Here is a 20,781-nt window from a genome sequence, read left to right as displayed (position 1 = left end):
TACTGGGCCAAATACTGCGCCACTTCGTCGGGAGTCACCGGTGGCTTTTTGCCCCGACTCACCAACGGAGTGATACCGGCGATAAACGCTCGCCAACCGCATCACAGTTTTGTTACGCATGCCACATTCGGTATGCTTTTAGGGTGGTGTCCCATAGCCTTCGGTATGTCAGTGTCAGCTGAGTCCGCCGTCGGGCACGACGAACTCGCCGTGCTCAAACTGCTCGCACTCGAGGGCGGACTCGAGGGCGACGTCAAGATCTCCTGTTCTCACCTCGCGGATCGACTGGACGCGTCGAATCAGACCGCCTCGCGGCGACTCCAGCGCCTCGAGAGCGCCGGATTACTCGAGCGCGATACGGTCAGCGACGGTCAGTGGGTGGCGATCACCGACGACGGCGAACACACGCTTCACGCCGAGTACGAGGACTACCGTCGCATCTTCGAGACGGACTCCGAGATCGAACTCGACGGCACCGTCACCAGCGGGATGGGTGAGGGCCGCCACTACATCTCCCTGCCGGGCTACAAACGCCAGTTCGAGGAGCGCCTCGGCTACGAGCCGTTCCCCGGCACGCTGAACGTCGACCTGCGCGAGGACAGCGTTCGGCGACGCAGCGCCATCGCCTCGCTCGAGCCGGTTCCGATCGACGGCTGGGAGGACGACGAGCGGACCTACGGCCCAGCGGTCTGTCACCGAGCGACGATCGAGACGGCCGAGGGCGACCGCTACGAGGACGCCCACATCATCGCGCCCGAACGGACCCACCACGACGAGGACCAGCTCGAGGTCATCGCGCCGGATAAACTGCGGGAGGAACTCGCCCTCGAGGACGAGGATCACGTCACGGTCTACGTGGGTGATCGCCGATGACGGGCCACCACGCCGGCACGCGATCGAACGCGAGCGCGGACGACGGGACGAGTCCGGCGGGAACGACCGACCCCGTCGAGGACGCGCTCGACTCGCTGCGAGCGGGAGAGCCGATTCTCGTCCACGACGCGGCCGACCGCGAGGGCGAGACGGACATCATCTACCACGCGGATAGCGTCACGCCGGAAGCCGTCGCTCGCCTGCGAAACGACGCCGGCGGCCTCGTCTGCGTCGCCCTCGGGCACGAACTCGCCGAGACGTTCGATCTGCCCTTTTACACCGACGAAGTCGACCATCCCGCGAGCGGCGACCACGAACTCGGCTACGACGAGCGCTCGTCGTTCTCGCTGACGGTCAACCACCGAGACACCTACACCGGCATCACGGACAACGATCGATCGCTGACGATTCGGGCGCTGGGCGAGGCTGCCAGCGCACCCGAGGAGACCGACTTCGCCGCGGAGTTCCGCGTCCCCGGCCACGTCCACCTGCTGAAAGCCGCACCCGACCTCGTCGACCAGCGCGAGGGCCACACCGAACTCGGCGTGGCGCTCGCCGAAGCGGCCGACCTCTCGCCCGCCGTCGTCGTCTGTGAGATGCTAGACGACGAAACCGGCGAGGCGTTGACCCCCGTCGACGCCCGCGCCTACGCGGATCGCCACGGGTTCAGCTATCTCGAGGGCAGCGAGGTCCTCGAGCGACTCGGATAGCAGATCACCTCCCGTCGAATTCGATTCACTCGCTGGATTGCGCGGCGGCCTCTGCACGCCTCACACCCCCTCGTGCGGCGATTGCCCGCTCGAGAGAAGCTGTGAGAGTCTGCTGTGATTGCAACCGCTTAGCCACGACGCGGTTTTTCTCGACGACTCCCGTAATTCGGCGGTCGATTGCCGAAAGTCATGCGTCACGTTCTCGGGCGGTTCGGCTACGAAATCCATCGACAGTCAGTCCCCACCGGAGCCGTGAGATGTCCGTTCATCCTCCGCGTCTGTGTCGTTCGCTGGACCGCTTCGGTAGACGGCATAGAGGACGAGCACGGCGATCGTGAAGTCGAACCCGTGTTCGACGAGGTGGTGGATCGTCATCGGAACCAGTCCGAACGCGGTTCCGAGTCCGATAACGGAGCGCGTGGCGAGCAGCCCGAGAACGACCGTGATCAACAGGTAGCGCGTCGATCGCCGTCGCGAATATGCGACGATGCCACAGCAAAAGAGGACCGTCGTCCCGATGACGGCGAGGACGAGCACGGCGAGCAACACCGGGGCCAGTTGCGGATCCAGCCACGGGATGTCGAAGGGACTGGTGTGATCCATCTACACGACCCTACATGGCATGTGAGCTACCTATGTGCTTCGGTCATCTCCCTCCGACTCTCGCAGACGAATCTCGTGGGCCCGTTTGCCTCGAGTCGGCGAACGGGTTCGAAGCCGTTCCCAGCCGTCGGGAACGATCAAAAGCCGTTATCAAGACGGCAGCGCTAGCTGGTGGTAGCAGTCGACTCTCGGTCACACGAGCGTCGAAATCACGGACACAGACCGATTCCAATGAGCGACACTCGACGACAGATCAGGGCGCAGGTCCGGGCGAACGCCGGTATTCACTTCAACGAACTCGTCAGGGAGTCGGCGTACGCGCCGGGACAGATTCAGTATCACGTCCGTCGGCTGATCGACGCCGGCGAACTCGTCCGCGAAGAGTGCTACGGGCAGACCCACTACTACCCGCCGCAGTACGACGAGTGGGAACGCGGTGCGCTGGCGCTGTTCCGTCGTGAAACCGTCCGCGAGATCGTCGTCTACCTGATCGAACACGAGCCGTGTCGGCCGGCCACGGTCGCGGACGACCTCGACATCGCTCGCAGCACGCTCGAGTACCACCTCGACCACCTGGTCGAACGCGACATCGTCGACAAACGCTACGACGAGCGCAATCACGTCACGCTCGCGCTCGCGAACCCGGAGCGAACTGCGCCGCTGCTCTCCGAGGTCACGCCGACGGTTCCGGACCGGCTGGTCGATCGGTTCACACGTCTGGTCGACGGCCTGCTCGAAAACGCGTCCGAATCGCGGTGATCGACGGCCACCGTTCGAGCCTCCCGACGATTCCGTGAGCGGTGGAACCCGTCTATCACTCCCGGAGACAGATCCCTGCCGTGACACGCTATTTCGACGATCGAACCATAATTTCGACTGTCGTACCAGAACCGAAAACAGCCCGTGAGGACGATGACAGTCCATGGTTCGATCAATCGATCGACGACGGTTCGTGCAGGTGATGGGCGGCGGTCTCGCAGTCGGGGCCGCCGGGTGTCTCGGCGGTGACGACGGTGGCGATGAAAACGGCAGCGAGAACGGCGACGACGGTGAGAACGGCGACGGAAGCGCCGGACTCGCCTACGCGCTCGGTCCGGACACGATTGCGCTCGTCGACCCGGCCGACGGCGAAGTCGTCGACGAGATCACCGAGGGCGTCGACGGCTACGAGTACGGCGACGCGGTGGTGACGAACGACGGAAGTCAACTGTTCGTCATCGAGGAGACGCTCAGTCAGGTGCTCGTCATCGACACCGAGTCTCGAGGGATCGTCGCCGAGGTCGGAATGGGTCCTGACGGGACCCACATGTACCACCCCAACGACGACGAGATGTGGGCCCACTCCGACGAGGAGGGAACGTTCTACGTCATCGATACCGAATCCCACGAGGTCACCGAAACCGTCGAGGCCGGCCTCGAGGGAGAAGGTCACGGGAAACTCCTCTACCACGAGGACTTCGGCGACGAGGGCTACGCGACCAACGTCAACGACCCGGCGCTGCACGTCATCGATCTGGACGACTACGAACGAACGAACTCGATCGAACTCGGTGAGGAAGGCGGGACCCACTACAAGGCCTACAGTCCGGCGAACGGCCTCGCGTACGTCGAGTACGGCGACGTGACCGCCGTCGTCGACACCGAGACCGACGAAGTCGTCGACGAACTCGACGTCGCCGGCGGGATGTACCTCACGCCCGACGAGGAGCGGATGGCGATCGTCGACCACGGCGAGATCCACCTGTTCGACGTGACGGACGAGACTGAGGAGATCGGCTCCCTCGAGGTCGAGGGCGGTCCCGACGACCTCGAGTACTACGAGGCCGACGGCACGCTCTACGGCTTCACGGCGAACACGATGGACTCCGACTCGGTTGTCGTCGATATGGACGAACTCGAGGAAGTCGACCGGATCGACGCCGGCGATATCGAGCGTCCGGAGGACGCCGAGCACCTCCACCGATCGGCCGTTTCGGGTGGCGGTTACTTCTTCACGTCCGCCGAAGCCGACGGCACGGTTGCGGTGATCGACATGGCCGAACGGGAACTGATCGAACAGGTCGAGGTCGAAAACGGGGTCGCCACCGTCGCGTACATTCCCGAATGACCATAACGACGGGTGAATCGCTCGAGCGCGGTCGCGACCGCCGTTCGCACGGAGTCCGTGCGCGTCGAGCGTGGCTCCTCGCTGTTCTCGTCGCGGCGGTTCTCGTCTGCTCGAGCGTCGCTACGCCGGTTGCGGCCCACGCCTACCTGAGCGATTCCGACCCGTCGAACGGCGAACAGGTCGAGTCCGTCCCCGAGGAGGTGACGCTGACGTTCGGCGGTGACGGAATCCAGATCGCCGACGTCACGGTGACGGGTCCCGACGGCGAGGACGTCAGCGGGGAGGCCGCGGTCGACTCCGACGACTCGCGGATCGTCCGCGTCCCGCTCGAGGACGCGGCCGACGGCGAAGACGCCGACGGTATGTACACCGTCCGGTGGGAGATCCTCGCCGACGACGGCCACGAGACGAGCGGCTCGTTCGTCTTCAGCGTCGGCGAGGAGCCGCTCGATCGAGACGCCGTCCTCGAGGCCTACGAGGACGACGAGGCGGGTGCAGACGAGTCGGTTCCGCCCGTCGAGACCGCCGCGAAGGGCCTCCTGTTGGTCGCGCTCGTCGGACTCGTCGGCGGTCCGATCGCGGCCGCGGTCGCGGTCTACCCGGTCGCCGGCCGAGTCGATTCGTCGGGTCGAGCAACCGAGCGCGCCGATCGTCGCCTCACCCGACTGTTCGCCGCCACGGGCGGACTACTGTTGGTCTCGGTGGTCGCGCTCGGACTCAGTCGGGCAGCGTCAGTCGACTCGCTGTCGCTCGAGACCCTCACCGAGTTCACCGGAATGTCCCTCGGACGGGCCTGGCTGGCGCAACTGGCGTTCGCGGCCGCGCTCGCGGTCGTGCTCGCACTCGCCGTCTCGGGTTCGCTCTCCCGTCGGGTCTGGCTCCCCGCGACGCTCGTCGGCGCACTCGGCGTCGGCGCGGCCGTCAGCTGGACGAGCCACTCCGCGACGGCGATCGATCGTCTGCAGGGAACGGCCGTCGACTTCGCGCACATCGGCGGCGCGGGCCTGTGGGTCGGCGGGCTACTCGTCCTGGCGCTCGTCGTGCCCCCGTTGCTTCGCGAGACGGACCCCGCCGATCGCTCGGCGCTCGCCGCCGGAACGATCCGACGCTACTCGCTGCTCGCACTCGGCGGCGTGACGCTCGCGGCCGCGACCGGCCTCCTCCTCGCGGCCTGGCACGTGCCGGATCTCGCGGCGCTCGTCGGGAGCGTCTACGGCGTCGCGCTCTCCGCGAAAACCCTGCTGGTCCTGCTGGCGCTCGGACTGGGTGGCGTCACTCGGTTCGTCCTCCTTCGACGTCTCGAGGATCCTGCGAACACCGACCGAGACGGACTCGCGGGTCGACTGTTCGGCGGTGGTTCCGTTTCCGATGCCGAAACGCGGATCCGAGAGGACGGCGGCCAAGCAGAGGCAGGTTCGGAAACGATCACCGCGTTCACCCGGGCCGTTCGCTTCGAAGTCGGCGTGCTCGTCTTCGTCCTGCTCATCTCGGGGCTGCTGACGTCCGTCCCGACGGCTGCCGTCGTCGGCGAAGACGACGGCCTCGAGATGGCGACGATCGAACGCGAGGGGGACGTCGATATGGAACTGACGGCGGTTCCCGCCGAACGCGATGACGGTGCGGACGACGAACGACTCCTCGTTCGGGAGAACGAGCCGGTCGTCTTCGAAGTCGCCTTCCTTGGCGATAGCGGCGAGCCAACGGCCTCGGATCGCACCGTCCGGTTGCTTGCAAACGGCGCCGACGGTGATCGGTTCGAGGTGGAACTCGAGGAAACCGACGACGGGACCTACGCGACCGTCCAGACGCTCCCTGTCGAGGGCGACTGGGAACTCCGACTCACCGGCGAACCGGACGGCCAGTACGTCGACGAGTGGGTCGACGTTCGCGTGGTGCCGGATCCGGACGCCCAAACGCACGACCGCGGCGACGAAGGCCACGATCACAGTGACGAAAATCACAATCACGATGACAGCGCCGACTCGGATGCCGACTCGACGTTTGCGACGGCGCTCCGGTTCGGTGCCGTCGCGGTCGGACTCGTCGGCTCCGTCGCCGTTGCACTCGAGTCGAGTCGCTTCCGCGAGCGCGTCGAGTAATCGCGACGACCTCGATGCACACAGCGCGGGCGGAGTCGAATTCAGCGACCACTGGGCCGTCCCGCTCGCGCTCCGAACCCAAAATCGCGAACACTTAGTACGGTGGCTTTCAACACTCTCGACCATGGGATTCGATGAGATGGACGTCGACACGATCTGGATGGACGGCGAGTTCGTCGACTGGGACGACGCCCAGATCCACGTGTTGACCCACGGACTTCACTACGGCAGCGGCGTCTTCGAGGGTGCCCGGTGTTACGACACCGAAGAAGGGCCGGCGATCTTCCGCTGGGAGGAACACTTAGAACGACTCTTCCAGTCGGCAAAGCCCTACGAGATGGACATCGACTACACGAAAGAAGAACTCACCGAGGCGACGACGGAACTCATCACGAGTCAGGACTTAGAGTCCTGTTACATCCGCCCGGTCGCCTTCTACGGCTACAACTCGCTCGGCGTCAGTCCGAAGGACTGCCCGACGAGGACGGCGATCGCGGTCTGGCCCTGGGGCGCGTATCTCGGCGAAGAGGCACTCGAGGAGGGGATCGACGTGATGATCTCCTCGTGGCGCAAGCACGCCTCGAGCCAGATCCCGACGAACGCGAAGACGACGGGGCTCTACGTCAACAGCATGCTCGCGGGCGAGGAGGCCCGCCGGAACGGCTACGCGGAGGCCATCGTCCTCAACAAGGAGGGCAACGTCGCGGAGGGGCCCGGCGAGAACATCTTCCTCGTGCGCGACGGCGAGATTCACACGCCCGGGCTCTCGGAGTCGATTCTCGACGGTATCACCCGCGATACCGTGATCCAGATCGCGGAGGACCTGGGCTACACGGTCCACGACAGCGTCTCGATCTCCCGCGGCGAACTCAACACGGCCGACGAACTGTTCTTCACCGGCTCCGCCGCCGAGGTGACGCCCATCCGAAAGGTGGACAACGTCGTCATCGGCGACGGCTCTCGCGGTCCCGTCACCGAGGACATCCAGCAGCGGTTCTTCGATGTCGTCGAACGGCGGACCGACGCCTACGACGAGTGGTTCGACTACGTCTGAGCTGACCCATCTCGGTTACGGGTCACCCGGTTCTCTTCCTGTTGCTTCTCGAGTCGCCGTAACGAATCCAGTCGTGGCACCAACTCTAAACTGGTTGATACGAATAGCGCGGAGAAACAGTGAGGAGCTATTCGTCCCGGCGGTTCAACAGCCGTCCGAACGATAGATTCCGAACTGCGGTTCCCCACGATCGTCTGGTTTGATATCGAGACGATACTCACGGCACGTGATATCCGTGTTATCAGCGGTAGCCCAAAACTCCCCTTCGATATCTTCGGGCCGTCGAGCGAGATTGAAGTACACGTCGTAAACGCCGGGCTCTTCGGGTACGTCTTCCACTTCCCGAACCGTCGGGGAATCACCATCTGCAGGCGGAACAGCGGTGAACTCACCGTACACCTGTTCGCCCTCGTCTTCAACGATCACCAGCACCGACTGTTCGTCCGCTGTATGGTTCTGAAGCGCTATTTTCGTCAGCCTCGCTTCCTGTTCTTCGGACCAAGACAGATCAATACATCCAGCTAAACTCGTGCTACAGACCACACTGCCCAACCGGATGGCTTCACGACGAGACAGGGGGAACATAGTCGATATAACAAACCGAATGGACATATCTCTTCTATTTTCGGCGCTGGTAACTGTGTGCCCGTACTGAGCACTGGGTAAACCGAAATAGCACCGAACGAAGACCGAAAACGCTCTTGTGACCGGGCCGCCAGCACCGAGACATGCTCGCAGAGTCCGTTCGGTTCGAGTCGATCCGCCCTCGAGACCTCGAGTTACTCGTCTGTGAGGAACTGGCCGTCTCGCCGACGTTTCTCTCGTGGCTGTGCGAGTCGCTGGGCGTCGAGACCCACGAGCCGTCGCTCGTTCACGCTCGAGACGCGGTCGACTGCAAGGCGGCCGACACCGTCCCGTCCGGCGTCGAGTGCGGACTCGAGGTCGGCGGCGAACGGCACTCGTTCTCCTCGCGGTGACGCTCGAGATCGGGTCCGCCGGTACATCCGATCGCTCGGACAGCAGCGACGCCCTCGAACCGTTTTGAACGCGTCGCGAACGCGCCCTCGAGGAGGAGTGGGACGACTGCCGAACGGTTCGACTGGCACGGGCGACGCTCAAGGCTCGACGCGGTGGCGAGCCCTCGACGGTCGACGCGACGATCACCCTCGAGTCGCTCCGCGACCGGTTCGCAGCGCGAGGGACCGACCGCGGAAACTACCGCGCGGCGCTAGTCGCGGCCGCACTCGACGGGAGTCGGCAGGGATCCGACGCGCTCCTCGAGGCGTATCGATCGGCCGTCGCGGATCGAGACCCGAATCTCGAGTGTCGCCTCGAGCAGTCGTCGCCCGACGGAGCGGATGACGCCGCAACGCGGATCGCACTCGAGGCGCCGCCGCTCGCACCGGACCACCGTCTGGTCCACGCGGTAGAGCGGGGGACGGTCGACCCGCGGATTCCGGGCGCGGCGCCGCACCTCCAGCCGTTCGCCGCCCGGTACGCCGACGTGCTCCCGACGACGACGGAATTCCTCGAGTCCGGCGAGACGCTGGTGCTTCGCCTGTCGGTCCCGACGCTGGAGCCGAAATCGGCTGACTCGAGCGTCGACACGGTAACCGACGACGCGCTCGGTGCGATCCGGGATCTGCTCGCGGTCTCCGAGCGCATCGCGGAGCGGACGGGGTAGTCCGAGATCGGCCGCAAGCGCCGAGTAACGGCCGCTCGAGCGCGTTTTCGCGCGGCCGGCGGATTCGTAGCGTTTTTGCCGGTTCTCGGGAAACGACGCGGTATGACTACCGGCCCCTGGGACGATTGGAACCACATTCTCAAGATCGATCCCGACAAGGAACTCCCCGAGGGCGTCACCTACGGCGATCTCTGTGCGACTGGAACCGACGCGATCGAAGTCGGCGGCACCATGGGCATCACCGAGACGAACATGGAGGCCGTCGTCGACGCCTGCGCCGAACACGACGTGCCGCTCTATCAGGAACCCTCGAGTCCCGACGTCGTCATCGACAACCGGGCGCTAGAGGGCTATCTCATCCCGACCGTCTTCAACGCCGGCTCGCCGTTCTGGATCACGGGCGCCCACAAGGAGTGGGTGCGATTGGACGGCGACATGGACTGGGACCGGACCTGGACGGAGGCCTACATCGTGATGAACCCCGACGCGGACGTCGCGACCTATACTGAGGCCGACTGCGACCTCGACGCCGACGACGTCGCGGCCTACGCCGAGGTCGCTGAACGGATGTTCGGTCAGGAGATCGTCTACGTGGAGTACTCCGGAACGTTCGGCGACGAGGAGATCGTCGAGGCCGCGGGCGAGGCGACCGACGAGGCGACGCTGTTCTACGGCGGCGGCATCCACGACTACGACTCGGCCGCGACGATGGCCCAACACGCCGACGTCGTGGTCGTCGGCGACCTCGCACACGACGAGGGCGTCGAGGCCGTCCGCGAGACGGTCGAGGCGGCGAACGAAGCCTGAGCCGATCGCTCGAACTGCCGCTGACGGACACAGTCAGAACTCGGTGACTGTAAGCGGATCGGCCATCTGGTACAGGAATCATCCTCCTTGCAGTCGTAGCAGCGTGTATGAATCTCGACAGCACGGATCGGGCCATTCTACAGCTCTTACAGGAGGAGAATCGAAACCATCTCACTCACGACGAGATCGGCGAGGAAATCGGCGTCTCGTCGAGTACCGTCAGCAATCGACTGCAGGAACTCAAAGAACAGGGTGTGTTGCAGGACTACCGACCGCTGATCGATTACGAAGCGGCGGGCATCCCACACCACCTCATGTTCATCTGTACGACGCCGATCACCGACCGAAAGTCCATCTGTGAACGGACGATCGATATTCCGGGCGTCGTCAACGTCCGCGAACTGTTGACCGGGTCGCGAAATCTCCACGTCGAGGTCGTCGCGATGGACACCTCGGAGATCGAGACCGTCACCGATGAACTGGACGCACTGGGACTCGAAATCCATCACTCGGAGATCCTCCGATCGGAGTACTACCAGCCGTTCGACCAGTTCGGGAGCGACGAACTCGACTCGAAGTCGGAACCGGAGTAAGCGTCGGTAGCACGGGACTAAAATCAGTGGACAGTAGACAGAATATATCTTTCCTTCTGGTGTCTCGAAACGGCACTGTCCAGCATTCTTATACACTACCGCGGCCTTACACTGACGATGGCAACACGATCACCCTCCCACCCAGCCAACGGCGAACCGTTGTCGATCAGCGTCGGCATAACAAAACTCGTTCGGTGACGAACCCCTTGCCAACGGCGAACCGTTGTCGATCAGCGTCACTCGAGAGATCGCGGCTCACGACGGCGTCGATCCATTGGAGCTGTCACCTCCGCTGTTCCACAGTGTCGATCCTGCCGCGCTGGACTCGCTGTTCGAACCGACGAGCGGTGATGAATCCCGCAGGGGACGCGTGACGTTCACCCACGACGGAAAAGTGATCACCGTCGACAGCGACCGCAACGTCACGATCGAATCGGACCACCACGCCGGACGCCAGCCCTCCCGATGAAGTACTGCAACAACTGCGATTGGTTCGCCGGCAGGGAGTCCGGCACTACCGAACGGGAGCGCTCGCAACTGGCCCTCGAGCACTTCGCCGAAACCGGTCACTCGATCGACTCGAGTGACTCCGTCGGACGACCGACGACGCCGGCGATCTGTGAGGAACTGCTCGTTCGAGATCTCACGCAGTCGATCGATTACCCGGTCTGAGGATCAGCCGATATCGTCTCGCCCGCTGGAACGCTCTCTCTGCGGTTGTCGCTCCGTTCGTCCACGCTACTCGGTATCGTCGACGAGATCGCGCAGTCGCGGCAGCACGTCGGTGACGTCCTCGCGCACGATCACGTCAGCCGCGTCGTCGACCGGCGTCGACTCGAGATTGACGATCCCGACGGTCGCCCCCGACGATGCGGCGCGTCGGGGCAGCGACGCGGCGGGTTCGACGACCAGCGAGGAGCCGACTGCGAGGAAGACGTCGCTCTCGCGGGCGAGCGAGCGGGCGCGCTGGATGACCGCCCCGGGCAGTTGCTCGCCGAAGAGGACGACGTCGGGTTTGTAGACGCCGCCGCAGTCACAGGTCGGCGGGCGTTCGCCGTCGGCCGCGCGCTCGAAGATCGGATCGCCGTCGGTTCGCTTCCCGCAGTCGGTACACCGCACTCGCTGGGAGTTGCCGTGGAGTTCGAGAATCGTCGTGTCGTCCGGGCTGCCGTCTGCAGATCCGCCGGTCACCGATTCGGCGGCCTCGCCGTGCAGTCCATCCGTGTTCTGCGTGAGAATCGCCTCGAGGTCCCCGCCGTTCCCCATCGCAGCCAACGCCTCGTGGGCCGCGTTGGGCTCGTACGCCTCGTCGAACATCACTCGTTGAAGTTCGACGCGGTCGTCCCAGAACCCCTCGGGATCGCGCTGGAACCGGCCGTAGGTGAACTGTCCTTCGTCGAACTCGTCCCAGACGCCGTCGTCGCCGCGGAAGGTCGGGACGCCGGAGGGTGCGGAGATTCCCGCCCCCGTGAAGGCGACGACGGTCTCTGCGCGCCGGATCTCGTCGGCGAGTCGCTCGAGGTCGTCCATACCGGATCGTCGGACTGCAGGTTCAAAACTCGTCGTGATACCCGTGAACGGAAAACTGACAGATCCCGCGAGAGAACTGAAAACGGAGATGGCGAGGGACGCGGATCCGCTTCGAGAACTCGCCGGACTCGTGGACGAATCCGAATTCGAGAACCGCCGACGTCGATCCGCCGAATTTCGTGCGGACGCGAGCGGACGGTTCGGTGTCCTCGAGCGGGCGGATCGAGATCGGTAGTCCGTCCTCGCTCGCGGTCGACGAGTGCCTCGGTACCACCGAACGGCGAGTCACGAGTCGCGGACTCGAACGATTGCGCTTAAGTTCCGGCGACCGGAATCGGGTGGTATGCAGGACAGAACTCACACTGCCGACGCCGAGCCGGGCGACGACGCGACCGTCGCCGGCTGGGTTCACGAAATCCGAGATCTTGGCGGTATTGCCTTCCTGATTCTCCGAGATAGCTCCGGAAAGATTCAGATCAAGTTCGAGAAAGACGAGATGGACGAAGACCTCGTCGAGACGGGACTGGGCGTCTCTCGAGAGAGCGTCGTCAAAGTCTCGGGCGCGGTCGAGGAGGAACCGCGCGCCCCGACGGGCGTCGAGATCACGCCCGAGGAAGTCGAGGTCGTCGCACCGGCCGACCCCGAACTGCCGCTCGACCCCTCCGGAAAGGTCGACGCCGAACTCTCGACGCGACTCGACAACCGCACGCTCGACCTCCGCAAGGAGGAGGTGCAGGCGATCTTCGAGATCCGCGCGGAGATCATGCGCGCCGTGCGCGAGCAGTTCCGCGAGTTCGACTGTACGGAGATCAACACGCCGAAGATCGTCGCCACGGGGACCGAGGGCGGCACCGAGCTCTTCCCGATCACCTACTTCGGCGAGGAGGCCTTCATGAACCAGTCGCCACAGCTGTTCAAACAGCTGATCGCGGGCTCGAACGTCGAGCGCGTCTTCGAGATCGGTCCGATCTTCCGCGCAGAGGAACACAACACGCCGCGACACCTGAACGAGGCGACTTCGATCGACTTCGAGGGCGCGTTCTGCGATCAGAACGACGCGATGGACGTCGTCGAAGGCGTCGTCACGGCCGCCTACGAGGCGGTCAACGAGAACTGCAGCGAGGAACTCGAAGCGCTCGGCCTCGACGAGGAGTTCGGACTCCCGGACGAGGCGTTCCCGCGGCTCAGCTACGAGGAGGCCATCGAGCGCATCAACGCGACGGGCGAACTCGACGAGCAACTCGTCTGGGGCGACGACCTGCCGACGGAAGGCGAGAAGGCGCTCGGCGACGACGTCGGCGGCCACTACTTCATCACCGACTGGCCGAGCGAGATCAAGCCGTTCTACATCAAGGATCACGACGACGACGACCAGCTCTCGACCGGGTTCGATCTGATGCATCCGCGGATGGAACTCGTCTCCGGTGGACAGCGCGAACACCGCCACGAGAAGCTCATCGAAGGCTTCGAACAGCAGGGTCTCGACCCCGATCAGTTCGAGTACTACACGAAGATGTTCAAGTACGGGATGCCACCGCACGCCGGCTTCGGTCTCGGCGGCGAGCGTCTGGTGATGACGATTCTCGGCCTGGACAACATTCGGGAGGCTGTACTCTTTCCGCGAGATCGCCAGCGTTTGTCGCCGTAGGCGACAAACCTGGGAGCCAGCAAGGCGTGGCGAACGTAGAGAGCCACGTCTTGCAGGACCGGCAGCGCCTGTCGCCGTAAGGCGCGATCTCTGGGAGCTAGCAGGACTCGAACGGCGTGAGAGTCTCGTCGAACTACCGAACCATCTTTTTTAGGAGCCGCTCTGACGGCCAGCTACTCGCGAGCACGAACTCCAGAAAAGTGCATGACACGGTTGGGTTCGGATCGAGCACCGACGGAAGACTCGAGCGAGCTCACCACCAGCCGTCGTCAACGTCGACGCCGGCCGCTTCGGCGAGGTCGGCACCGACCTCCTCGTCACCCAGGTAGGCCAGGTGGCTGCCGACGCTGTCGGTCACGTCGACGTCCGTGTAGTTGTCCGCCGTGTCGCCCGGACAGCCCGCACCGTCGTTGCCCAGTGCGGCACCGAAGAAGCCACCGTAGGCCGATCCGACGGTCGAGTCGTTGTTCGAGTGGTAGTTGCGGACCTCGTCCGCGTTCTCCGCGATGCCGTCGTACCAGTTGTCGCTGAACAGTCCGTCGCCGCCGGCACAGACCATATCGCCGTCGGCTGCGGCCCCGAGCGGGGCGACGGTTTCGATTTCGTAGTCGTCGTCGAGGGCGTTGATCGTCTCGAGGACGACGCGACCACCCAACGAGTGACCGATGAGTCGGAGGTCGCCACCGCCGTCGTCGTAGAACTCCTCGACCATCTCCGCGAGTTCCTCGCCGACGTCTTCGGTCTCGCTCTCCGCGGCCGGGAAGTTGATCGTCGTCGCGTCCCACTCGATGGCGACGTACTCGTCGGCCTCGTAGCCGGCGTCCTCCATCGAGGTCGCGACGTCCGCGGCCTGACTCGCGACGGTCGTATCGCCGAACCAGCCGTGGGCGAAGACGAACACTTCGTCGTCGACGGGAATCGACGGTGTCGAGCCGATACCGAAGACGCTGTCACCGACCTCGAGGACTTCGATATCCCAACTCGAGACGGCGGCGGCCGAGCTGGACGACGCGGCCAGGCCCGCTGTGCCCACGATGGCCGTGCCGGTTCCTTTCAGCATCGTTCGTCGGCTCGGCGTCATCGATTCGTCCGTTTCGCGCGGTGTGTCGTTATCTGTCATCGACAATATGTTGATCGAAAGTATATGTATTCATTTTACTCGCTCAGTAACGAATCTATTTATATGCGTGAGGCGGAACTGTTAATTAATACGCTATGTTTGTCTTCCAAATACTATTCAGTTGTCCGAAATAGGAATAATCGTTCATCTAGTCGCGGCTAATAATCTATTTTCGGTAACGCTAGTAAGGATGTGTGCCTGGCAGAGCCACACTCTGTACTTTCACTGCTGAGCGTCTCGGGAAAAGCGGTCGTCGGACAAGTGCTCAGTTCTGGAACAGCGATTGGTCGTCGCGTTACCACCAGCGGTCGTCGTCGTCGCCGTCATCGGTGTCGCCGTCGATTGCGTCCGCGAGGTCGGATCCGACGGCGGAATCACCCAGGAAGCCCATGTGACTGCCGACGCTGTCGGTCACGTCGACGTCCGTATACCCGTCTGGATCGCAGTCAGCACCCTCGTTTCCGAGCGCGGTGTCGCCCCAGCCGCCGTAGGCGCTGCCGACGGTCGAGTCGTTCTCGGAGTGGTAGTTGCGAACTTCACCGGTGTTGTCGATACCGTCGATCCAGAGATCCTCGCAGAGCTCCGAGCCGTCGGCGGCCGCACCGAGAGGGGCGACGGTCTCGATCTCGTAGCTCGAACTCAGTTTCGTCGCCGCCCAGAGGACACAGCGGCCCCCGAGAGAGTGACCGACCAGTCATCGGACCCACAGGACGTCACTCGGTTCGTACTCGATGACATACTCGAGTCGGTCGGTACCAAATCTTCACTGTTATATCGTCCGAGTCGAAATACCGTCCAATGCGCGAGGAGGCGACGGCGTTCGTACCGGGGCACATCACGGGCTTTTTCAGCGCTCATCCAGACGAGGATCCGACGAAAGCGGGCTCCCGCGGGGCGGGAGTGACGCTCACCGACGGCGTCGAGGTGACGGTCGAACCCGCCACTGACGGCACGTCGACGGTCGTCCTCGACGGCGAGGAGTACGGGATCGATCCCGTCGACACGGTTCTCGAGACGCTCGAGGTGAGCGCCCGCGTCGAGGCCGAATCGGAACTGCCGATCGGGTCCGGCTTCGGCGTCTCGGGCGCGATGGCGCTCGGAACGGCCCTCGCGGCGAACCGCGTGTTCGATCGCAAACTCTCGTGGAACGAACTCGTGACCATCGCACACGGGGCCGAAGTACAGGCGGGAACCGGACTGGGAGACGTGGTCGCACAGGCTCACGGGGGGGTCCCGATTCGGCTGGAGCCGGGGGCTCCACAGGTGAACAAGCTCGACGCGATTCCCGCGCGAGCGCGCGTCGAGTACGTCTCGTTCGGAGAACTCTCGACGGCGGACGTGCTTTCGGGCGAAACCGAGCCGCTCTCGGCCGCCGGAAAACAGGCGCTCTCACGGGTCGTCGAGGAGCCGACGTTGCTCTCCTTTATGTACGCCTCTCGGTTGTTCGCCCGCGAAGCGGAGCTGTTGACCGAGGAGGTCGCGCGGACGATCGGCGACGTGACGGAGGTCGACGGCCAGGCCTCGATGGCCATGCTCGGCGAGACCGTCTTCGCGCTCGGGACGGGGCTGTCGGACGCCGGCTACGAGCCGACCGTCTGTGCGACACATCCCGCGGGCGCGATGTTGAAGTGACTGAGTGACTGCTGCCGCGGCTGAAGTTCTCCGGATTCTCCACCGAACGGCACCCATCTCGTCCGGCGTAGCGGGACGGTCCGTCTCGATCGCCGCCGGACTCCGTTCGTCTCGATCGTCGGTCGACGCCGCGTACCGAACTCGAACGATCGTCGACTCGAAAGGTAACGGCACCTGATTTACTGGAGTACTGGGAGTTTCGATAGCTCGCTACTCGATTCCGGCCGCCTAAATGCCGCTATACCCCAGATAAGAGCAGTCAGACGATTCGACGAGTCGACCCGATCGAACGAACACGTTCGGTGGCCACATATCAGAAGGAAGAACTGTGGCCGGAGCTTTATTACGATGGGTTTCAGTTATCCGGTCAAGTTTACGAATGTCCTCGACAACTGAAATTCACCAAAAACTGTTTCGGCTGTACGAACACTACGTCGGTGAACCCGACTCGAGCAAGGACGTCTACGGCTACTGGATATTCATCGCCGGCTATCTCCTCGGCGCGGCCGGGATATTCACGTTCGTCGTCGGCTACGCCGGGAGCGCGGACTCCTATACGCTGATTCGGATCTCCGGGATCACGGCGGCGACGGGGCTCGCGCTCTGTCTATTCGGAATCGTCCTCATGCTCCCGGTTCGGCGGATCGGGATCTACGCGAGCGTGCTCGGCGTACTCATCGCGCTCGGCGGCATCGTTTTCTTCGGTTGGGCGTATCCGAACAACTGGCGAGATCTGGGGGTGGATTACAGCGTTCAGGTCATCTCCGTCTATACGCTGGGAATCGGAATCATCGCGGGCGTCACCGCCCTCGTACCCATCCTCACGGGACAGAAAGGCATGTTCGTCGAGGAGGAAGGAGCGACCGACGATCCGGACATCCTGACCGGCGACGCGATGGAGAGCGCTCAGTTCGCCGTCTTCCGCGACGAGAACGGCGACTGGCAGTGGAACGTCCTCCACCTCGAGGCGCTCGCGACGAGCGACGAGAGCGCCGTCACGCGACCCGACGCGACCGAGAGCATCGAGCGCGTCCAGTCCCAGATCAGCTCCGCGGGGCTGATGGAGCTCACCACCTCCGCGTTCCGCCTCTACGAGGACCGCGACGGCACCTGGCAGTGGACGCTCGCGCGTGACGACGGCAGCGTCGTCGGCTCGAGCACCGGCGAGTTCGACCAGAGCGACGGCGCCGAGAACTCCGTGAGCTTCCTGAAAGACCGCGGTCCGAACGCGGACGTCATCGAGATCGAGGGCGCCGCGTTCACCTACGAGGAGAAACGCGACCAGTGGTTCTGGCAACTCGTCGACGACGAGCGGAATCCGTTAGCCTCGAGCGACTCGGGTTACCGAACCCAGGACCGGGCCGAGGAGGCCGCACAGACGTTCGCGGAACGATTCGACCGCGCGCGTTTGCTCGACATCGAACACGTCGGCGTCGAACTCGTCGAGCGGCCGGGCGGCTGGACCTGGCGCTTCGTCGACGACGGCGACGACGTCGTCGCGAGCGCCTCGGACACCTTCGACAGTCGTCGCGACGCCGAGGAAGCCGCGGAGGCGCTGCTCCCCGCCCTCGAGTCGGCGTCGGTCACCGTGGCCGGCGAGCCGACCTACGAACTGTACGAGTCGGGCAGTGACTGGCGTTGGCGGCTCGTCGACGAGACCGAGCACGTCGTCGCCCGTAGTCCGACCGAGGTCACCGAGCAGGCCGACGTCGAATCGGGCGCCGACCAGTTCAGCGACGAGGCGCTCGAGGCCGACGTCGTCGAGATCGACGAGGCGGAGTACGAGGTCTACCCGACGGACAGCGCGTCGACGCCCGCCGACCCGGACGACGACCTCCCGGCGACGGTGGACGACGCGGTCGCCAAGACGGACGGCGGCACGACGCTCGAGTACGATGATCAGACCGGCCCCGACTGGCACTGGCGGCTCGTCACCGACGACCGCGAGATCGTCGCCGGCAGCACCGAACCCCACCCGAACGCCGAGACGGCGTCCGAGGCGATCCAGCGGGTTCGCGAGCAGGCCAGCGAGGCCGACCTCATCGAGTTCGAGCACGCGGCGTTCCAGGTCTACGAGGCCGACTCCGGCGAGTGGCGCTGGCGGCTCATCGACGAGGACGGCAACGTCCTCGCCGACAGCGGGCAGGAACACACCTCGCGCGGCGAGGCCGCCGAGGCGATGATGACGCTGAAAGAGCAGGCCCCCGACGCGGAACTGCTCGAGATCGAGACCGCCGCGTTCGAACTGTTCGTCAACGAGGACGACGAGTGGGGCTGGCGGCTCATCGACGAGGCCGGCAAACTCGTCGCCGAGGACCCCGCCACGCACCCGACCCGCGGCGCTGCACGACAGGCGATGAACCGGCTGCTCGAGCACCTGGACTCCGACATCCGGACGATGGACCGGGCGATCTTCCAGACCTACGCGGCCGAGGACTGGCAGTGGCGGTTCGTGCTGCCCTCGGGCGAGACGGTCGCCGAATCCGGCGAGGCCCACCCGACTCGAGACGAACTCGTCGACGAACTGGACGACGTTCGACACTCGGCCGCCGCCGCTCACCAACACACGATCGGCGACGTCGCCGTTCAGCTGTACGACAGCGGCGGCTGGCACTGGCGACTGCTCGACCGCGACCGCGAGGAGGTCGCCGACTCGACCGTCACCTACGACACCCGCGACGAGGCCATGAACGGCGCCGAGAGCCTGAAGGCCCACGCCGTCGACGCGCCGATCTTCGCGATCGAGGACGCCGCGATCCGGCTGTCCGGCGACGACGGCTGGACGTGGGAGCTCATCGACCGCGAGCGCAGCGTCAGCGCGAGCGCGGTCGGTGCCGTCTCCACTAAGGCCGCCGCCATGGGAGCCATCGAGGACGTCCGCCAGCTCGCGCCGATGGCCGGCCGCGTCGACTTCGACGTCGCCTCCTTCGAACTCGTCGCCGACGAGGACGAGCGCTGGCAGTGGCGGCTCATCGACGAGGACGGCCGGACGATCGCGAGCGGTTCCGAGACGCACGAGTCCACCGAGGCCGCACGCGCGGCCCTGGAGGACGTCCGCGAACTGATCGAAGAGGCGAGCATCCTCGAGATCGACAGCGTCTCCTTCGAGTTGCACACCGCCGAAGAGGACGACGGCTGGGTCTGGCGGCTGGTCGACGAGTACGGCTCGACGATGGCCGAGAGCACCCGGACCTACGAGAGCCGTACCGACGCCCGCGAGGCGATGAACGACGTGAAGGCCCACGCTCCCGACGGCTGGATCACCTTCACGGAGTAACCGGCGTTCCGACCCGAACCGATCGTCGATCGCCCGTCCGTTTTCCCGTCTCGTCGGTTTCCGTTTTCCGCTGGTTTCACCGCTCGAGGCACTCCTGAACCCGCCGCGGCCGCTCCGGATCGATCGCGTGTGCGAGGAGTCGGATCTCCGTTTCCGGCGGATAGTCGAGGATCCGATCCGGATTCTCGAGGAGTCGTCCGAGCAGGAGTTCCGACGCCCGCGCGACCGGATTCCAGGTGTCGTAGTAGGCGTCGTACACCCGCCGCATCTCCGCGGCCTCCATGTACTGGTACAGCGTGTATCGCTCGCCCCGTTCCAGAACGATCGATTCCGTGTACATTCGCTCGAGATCGATCATCTCGGCGCTCCAGGATTGGACTCGATCGAGCGTTCGCTCGCCGTCGATCACCTGCCGCGTCAGTCCGGCGAACCAGTCCGCGAGCCGTTCGGGGGTACCGGGTTTGAGACGCATCCGAACCAGTTCGACGTCGACGGTCGTCCGAGTAGTTTCGTCGGGGCCCTCAACGATAGGTGCCTGCACCAGTCGATCGGCGCCGATCGTTCGCGGTCGGTCCGGATTCACGGCGTGGACGAGCAACCCCCGCTCGGCCGTTCCGTCGACCGACTCGAGACCGTCGTGCGTGATGGGAAACGCGTCCGCCACTCTCGTCTCGGGATCGGCCCACTCGTCGACGACGGCGCGCGGCAGTTCGACGTACCACAGGAGTTCGGGGTCGACACCGCTTCGATCGAGGAAGAGCGACCCCGTACCGGCGTCCTCGAGTCCGAGCAACCGACTCGGATCCCATCCGGTGATCATCTGCGAGATTTCGGTTTCGATCGCCTCGACGCGCCCGGAGTCGAGCCGTCGACCGACGAGAAACGCGGTCATATGGCGTTCCGTGATGACCGACCCCTCGTCGGTCGACGGCTCGGTTCGAGAACGCTGTCGGTAGTACGCCCCGGCGAGAACCGCGCCGAGGAGCAAACTCCACTGGCGCCACCGTCGCGGCAGTCGGAGATCCATACTCACGATCGTCCCGT

22 protein-coding genes and 1 pseudogene are annotated in these 20,781 nt (G+C 64.7%); 16 read left to right on the top strand and 7 right to left on the bottom strand.

What is annotated here, in order from left to right:
- Nucleotides 1-165 precede the first annotated feature (165 nt).
- Both ACSFC7_RS20650 and ribB read left to right on the top strand, forming a co-directional pair.
- On the top strand, nucleotides 166-873 hold the full coding sequence (locus tag ACSFC7_RS20650) for a DUF120 domain-containing protein (protein ID WP_436344689.1): 708 nt from the start codon (nucleotides 166-168) through the stop codon (nucleotides 871-873).
- A complete protein-coding gene (gene ribB, locus ACSFC7_RS20645; RefSeq protein ID WP_436344688.1) occupies nucleotides 870-1,583 on the top strand; it encodes a 3,4-dihydroxy-2-butanone-4-phosphate synthase in 714 nt (237 codons plus the stop codon). The genes ACSFC7_RS20650 and ribB overlap by 4 nt, the downstream gene beginning before the upstream one ends.
- Nucleotides 1,584-1,817: 234 nt before the next feature.
- Here the strand turns inward: ribB and ACSFC7_RS20640 are convergent, their stop codons facing one another.
- Nucleotides 1,818-2,186 carry a DUF7471 family protein gene (locus ACSFC7_RS20640; RefSeq protein ID WP_436344687.1) on the bottom strand — a complete coding sequence of 123 codons (369 nt, stop codon included), beginning with the start codon at nucleotides 2,184-2,186 and terminating at the stop codon, nucleotides 1,818-1,820.
- 231 nt (nucleotides 2,187-2,417) lie between these two features.
- On the opposite strand from ACSFC7_RS20640, the gene ACSFC7_RS20635 reads away from it, so the two are divergent.
- The 4 genes from ACSFC7_RS20635 to ACSFC7_RS20620 all read left to right on the top strand — a co-directional run bounded on the left by ACSFC7_RS20635 (nucleotide 2,418) and on the right by ACSFC7_RS20620 (nucleotide 7,446).
- A complete protein-coding gene (locus ACSFC7_RS20635) occupies nucleotides 2,418-2,945 on the top strand; it encodes a winged helix-turn-helix transcriptional regulator (protein ID WP_436344686.1) in 528 nt (175 codons plus the stop codon).
- Between the two features lie 163 nt (nucleotides 2,946-3,108).
- A complete protein-coding gene (locus tag ACSFC7_RS20630) occupies nucleotides 3,109-4,293 on the top strand; it encodes a YncE family protein (RefSeq protein ID WP_436344685.1) in 1,185 nt (394 codons plus the stop codon).
- Complete coding sequence (locus ACSFC7_RS20625) at nucleotides 4,290-6,392, top strand: copper resistance CopC/CopD family protein (protein ID WP_436344684.1); 2,103 nt, start codon at nucleotides 4,290-4,292, stop codon at nucleotides 6,390-6,392. Before ACSFC7_RS20630 ends, ACSFC7_RS20625 begins: the two co-directional genes overlap by 4 nt.
- A 124-nt stretch (nucleotides 6,393-6,516) precedes the next feature.
- Nucleotides 6,517-7,446, top strand: a complete 930-nt coding sequence (locus ACSFC7_RS20620; RefSeq protein ID WP_436344683.1) for a branched-chain amino acid transaminase — start codon at nucleotides 6,517-6,519, stop codon at nucleotides 7,444-7,446.
- 144 nt (nucleotides 7,447-7,590) lie between these two features.
- On the opposite strand, the gene ACSFC7_RS20615 is transcribed toward ACSFC7_RS20620, so the two are convergent.
- Nucleotides 7,591-8,031 (bottom strand): hypothetical protein, encoded by a 441-nt coding sequence (locus ACSFC7_RS20615; protein ID WP_436344682.1) that lies wholly within the window; start codon nucleotides 8,029-8,031, stop codon nucleotides 7,591-7,593.
- A 143-nt stretch (nucleotides 8,032-8,174) separates the two neighbouring features.
- Here ACSFC7_RS20615 and ACSFC7_RS20610 point away from each other — a divergent pair, with 143 nt between their 5' ends.
- A complete protein-coding gene (locus tag ACSFC7_RS20610) occupies nucleotides 8,175-8,423 on the top strand; it encodes a hypothetical protein (protein ID WP_436344681.1) in 249 nt (82 codons plus the stop codon).
- A 251-nt stretch (nucleotides 8,424-8,674) separates the two neighbouring features.
- Here the strand turns inward: ACSFC7_RS20610 and ACSFC7_RS20605 are convergent, their stop codons facing one another.
- Complete coding sequence (locus ACSFC7_RS20605; protein WP_436344680.1) at nucleotides 8,675-8,857, bottom strand: hypothetical protein; 183 nt, start codon at nucleotides 8,855-8,857, stop codon at nucleotides 8,675-8,677.
- A 93-nt stretch (nucleotides 8,858-8,950) separates the two neighbouring features.
- On the opposite strand from ACSFC7_RS20605, the gene ACSFC7_RS20600 reads away from it, so the two are divergent.
- From ACSFC7_RS20600 to ACSFC7_RS20580, 5 genes are all read left to right on the top strand, one after another.
- Complete coding sequence (locus tag ACSFC7_RS20600; protein WP_436344679.1) at nucleotides 8,951-9,130, top strand: hypothetical protein; 180 nt, start codon at nucleotides 8,951-8,953, stop codon at nucleotides 9,128-9,130.
- 102 nt (nucleotides 9,131-9,232) lie between these two features.
- Nucleotides 9,233-9,937: a phosphoglycerol geranylgeranyltransferase gene (locus ACSFC7_RS20595; RefSeq protein WP_436344678.1), complete on the top strand. Its 705-nt coding sequence runs from the start codon at nucleotides 9,233-9,235 to the stop codon at nucleotides 9,935-9,937.
- Between the two features lie 107 nt (nucleotides 9,938-10,044).
- Entirely contained in the window at nucleotides 10,045-10,530 is a 486-nt protein-coding gene (locus tag ACSFC7_RS20590; protein ID WP_436344677.1) for an Lrp/AsnC family transcriptional regulator, read from the top strand.
- A gap of 223 nt (nucleotides 10,531-10,753) precedes the next feature.
- Entirely contained in the window at nucleotides 10,754-10,999 is a 246-nt protein-coding gene (locus tag ACSFC7_RS20585; protein WP_436344676.1) for a HalOD1 output domain-containing protein, read from the top strand.
- The gene (locus ACSFC7_RS20580) at nucleotides 10,996-11,202 is read left to right on the top strand and encodes a hypothetical protein (protein ID WP_436344675.1); all 207 of its coding nucleotides are present in this window, start codon (nucleotides 10,996-10,998) and stop codon (nucleotides 11,200-11,202) included. The genes ACSFC7_RS20585 and ACSFC7_RS20580 overlap by 4 nt, the downstream gene beginning before the upstream one ends.
- 66 nt (nucleotides 11,203-11,268) lie before the next feature.
- Here ACSFC7_RS20580 and ACSFC7_RS20575 read toward each other — a convergent pair whose 3' ends face one another.
- Nucleotides 11,269-12,060: an SIR2 family NAD-dependent protein deacylase gene (locus ACSFC7_RS20575; RefSeq protein ID WP_436344674.1), complete on the bottom strand. Its 792-nt coding sequence runs from the start codon at nucleotides 12,058-12,060 to the stop codon at nucleotides 11,269-11,271.
- Between the two features lie 88 nt (nucleotides 12,061-12,148).
- Here ACSFC7_RS20575 and ACSFC7_RS20570 point away from each other — a divergent pair, with 88 nt between their 5' ends.
- Together ACSFC7_RS20570 and aspS are read left to right on the top strand one after the other, a co-directional pair.
- Nucleotides 12,149-12,295 (top strand): hypothetical protein, encoded by a 147-nt coding sequence (locus ACSFC7_RS20570; protein ID WP_436344673.1) that lies wholly within the window; start codon nucleotides 12,149-12,151, stop codon nucleotides 12,293-12,295.
- Between the two features lie 108 nt (nucleotides 12,296-12,403).
- Nucleotides 12,404-13,708, top strand: coding sequence for an aspartate--tRNA(Asn) ligase (gene aspS, locus ACSFC7_RS20565; protein ID WP_436344672.1), 1,305 nt, complete (start codon nucleotides 12,404-12,406; stop codon nucleotides 13,706-13,708).
- Between the two features lie 253 nt (nucleotides 13,709-13,961).
- Here the strand turns inward: aspS and ACSFC7_RS20560 are convergent, their stop codons facing one another.
- Nucleotides 13,962-14,828: a lipase/acyltransferase domain-containing protein gene (locus ACSFC7_RS20560; RefSeq protein WP_436344671.1), complete on the bottom strand. Its 867-nt coding sequence runs from the start codon at nucleotides 14,826-14,828 to the stop codon at nucleotides 13,962-13,964.
- Between the two features lie 295 nt (nucleotides 14,829-15,123).
- A pseudogene (locus ACSFC7_RS20555) lies at nucleotides 15,124-15,522 on the bottom strand (alpha/beta hydrolase); the annotation flags it as partial.
- Nucleotides 15,523-15,626: 104 nt separating this feature from the next.
- Between ACSFC7_RS20555 and ACSFC7_RS20550 the strand changes: the two are divergent.
- Nucleotides 15,627-16,460 carry a pantoate kinase gene (locus tag ACSFC7_RS20550; RefSeq protein WP_436344670.1) on the top strand — a complete coding sequence of 278 codons (834 nt, stop codon included), beginning with the start codon at nucleotides 15,627-15,629 and terminating at the stop codon, nucleotides 16,458-16,460.
- A 379-nt stretch (nucleotides 16,461-16,839) separates the two neighbouring features.
- A complete protein-coding gene (locus ACSFC7_RS20545; protein ID WP_436344669.1) occupies nucleotides 16,840-19,737 on the top strand; it encodes a DUF1508 domain-containing protein in 2,898 nt (965 codons plus the stop codon).
- A 76-nt stretch (nucleotides 19,738-19,813) separates the two neighbouring features.
- Here ACSFC7_RS20545 and ACSFC7_RS20540 read toward each other — a convergent pair whose 3' ends face one another.
- Nucleotides 19,814-20,764 carry a hypothetical protein gene (locus ACSFC7_RS20540; RefSeq protein ID WP_436344668.1) on the bottom strand — a complete coding sequence of 317 codons (951 nt, stop codon included), beginning with the start codon at nucleotides 20,762-20,764 and terminating at the stop codon, nucleotides 19,814-19,816.
- Between the last annotated feature and the right edge of the window lie 17 nt (nucleotides 20,765-20,781).

Origin of the sequence: Natronorubrum halobium, assembly GCF_051351675.1 — an archaeon.
GTDB lineage: Archaea > Halobacteriota > Halobacteria > Halobacteriales > Natrialbaceae > Natronorubrum.
The sequence above is the reverse complement of the archived record's forward strand: the minus strand, read 5'-3'. Positions and strand labels throughout refer to the sequence as shown.

Coding starts and splice junctions, on each gene's coding strand:
- ACSFC7_RS20650 (WP_436344689.1), top strand. CDS start 166: ATGTCAGTGTCAGCTGAGTCCGCCGTCGGGCACGACGAACTCGCCGTG.
- ribB (WP_436344688.1), top strand. CDS start 870: ATGACGGGCCACCACGCCGGCACGCGATCGAACGCGAGCGCGGACGAC.
- ACSFC7_RS20640 (WP_436344687.1), bottom strand. CDS start 2,186: ATGGATCACACCAGTCCCTTCGACATCCCGTGGCTGGATCCGCAACTG.
- ACSFC7_RS20635 (WP_436344686.1), top strand. CDS start 2,418: ATGAGCGACACTCGACGACAGATCAGGGCGCAGGTCCGGGCGAACGCC.
- ACSFC7_RS20630 (WP_436344685.1), top strand. CDS start 3,109: ATGGTTCGATCAATCGATCGACGACGGTTCGTGCAGGTGATGGGCGGC.
- ACSFC7_RS20625 (WP_436344684.1), top strand. CDS start 4,290: ATGACCATAACGACGGGTGAATCGCTCGAGCGCGGTCGCGACCGCCGT.
- ACSFC7_RS20620 (WP_436344683.1), top strand. CDS start 6,517: ATGGGATTCGATGAGATGGACGTCGACACGATCTGGATGGACGGCGAG.
- ACSFC7_RS20615 (WP_436344682.1), bottom strand. CDS start 8,031: ATGTTCCCCCTGTCTCGTCGTGAAGCCATCCGGTTGGGCAGTGTGGTC.
- ACSFC7_RS20610 (WP_436344681.1), top strand. CDS start 8,175: ATGCTCGCAGAGTCCGTTCGGTTCGAGTCGATCCGCCCTCGAGACCTC.
- ACSFC7_RS20595 (WP_436344678.1), top strand. CDS start 9,233: ATGACTACCGGCCCCTGGGACGATTGGAACCACATTCTCAAGATCGAT.
- ACSFC7_RS20590 (WP_436344677.1), top strand. CDS start 10,045: ATGAATCTCGACAGCACGGATCGGGCCATTCTACAGCTCTTACAGGAG.
- ACSFC7_RS20580 (WP_436344675.1), top strand. CDS start 10,996: ATGAAGTACTGCAACAACTGCGATTGGTTCGCCGGCAGGGAGTCCGGC.
- ACSFC7_RS20575 (WP_436344674.1), bottom strand. CDS start 12,060: ATGGACGACCTCGAGCGACTCGCCGACGAGATCCGGCGCGCAGAGACC.
- ACSFC7_RS20570 (WP_436344673.1), top strand. CDS start 12,149: ATGGCGAGGGACGCGGATCCGCTTCGAGAACTCGCCGGACTCGTGGAC.
- aspS (WP_436344672.1), top strand. CDS start 12,404: ATGCAGGACAGAACTCACACTGCCGACGCCGAGCCGGGCGACGACGCG.
- ACSFC7_RS20560 (WP_436344671.1), bottom strand. CDS start 14,828: ATGACAGATAACGACACACCGCGCGAAACGGACGAATCGATGACGCCG.
- ACSFC7_RS20550 (WP_436344670.1), top strand. CDS start 15,627: ATGCGCGAGGAGGCGACGGCGTTCGTACCGGGGCACATCACGGGCTTT.
- ACSFC7_RS20545 (WP_436344669.1), top strand. CDS start 16,840: ATGTCCTCGACAACTGAAATTCACCAAAAACTGTTTCGGCTGTACGAA.
- ACSFC7_RS20540 (WP_436344668.1), bottom strand. CDS start 20,764: ATGGATCTCCGACTGCCGCGACGGTGGCGCCAGTGGAGTTTGCTCCTC.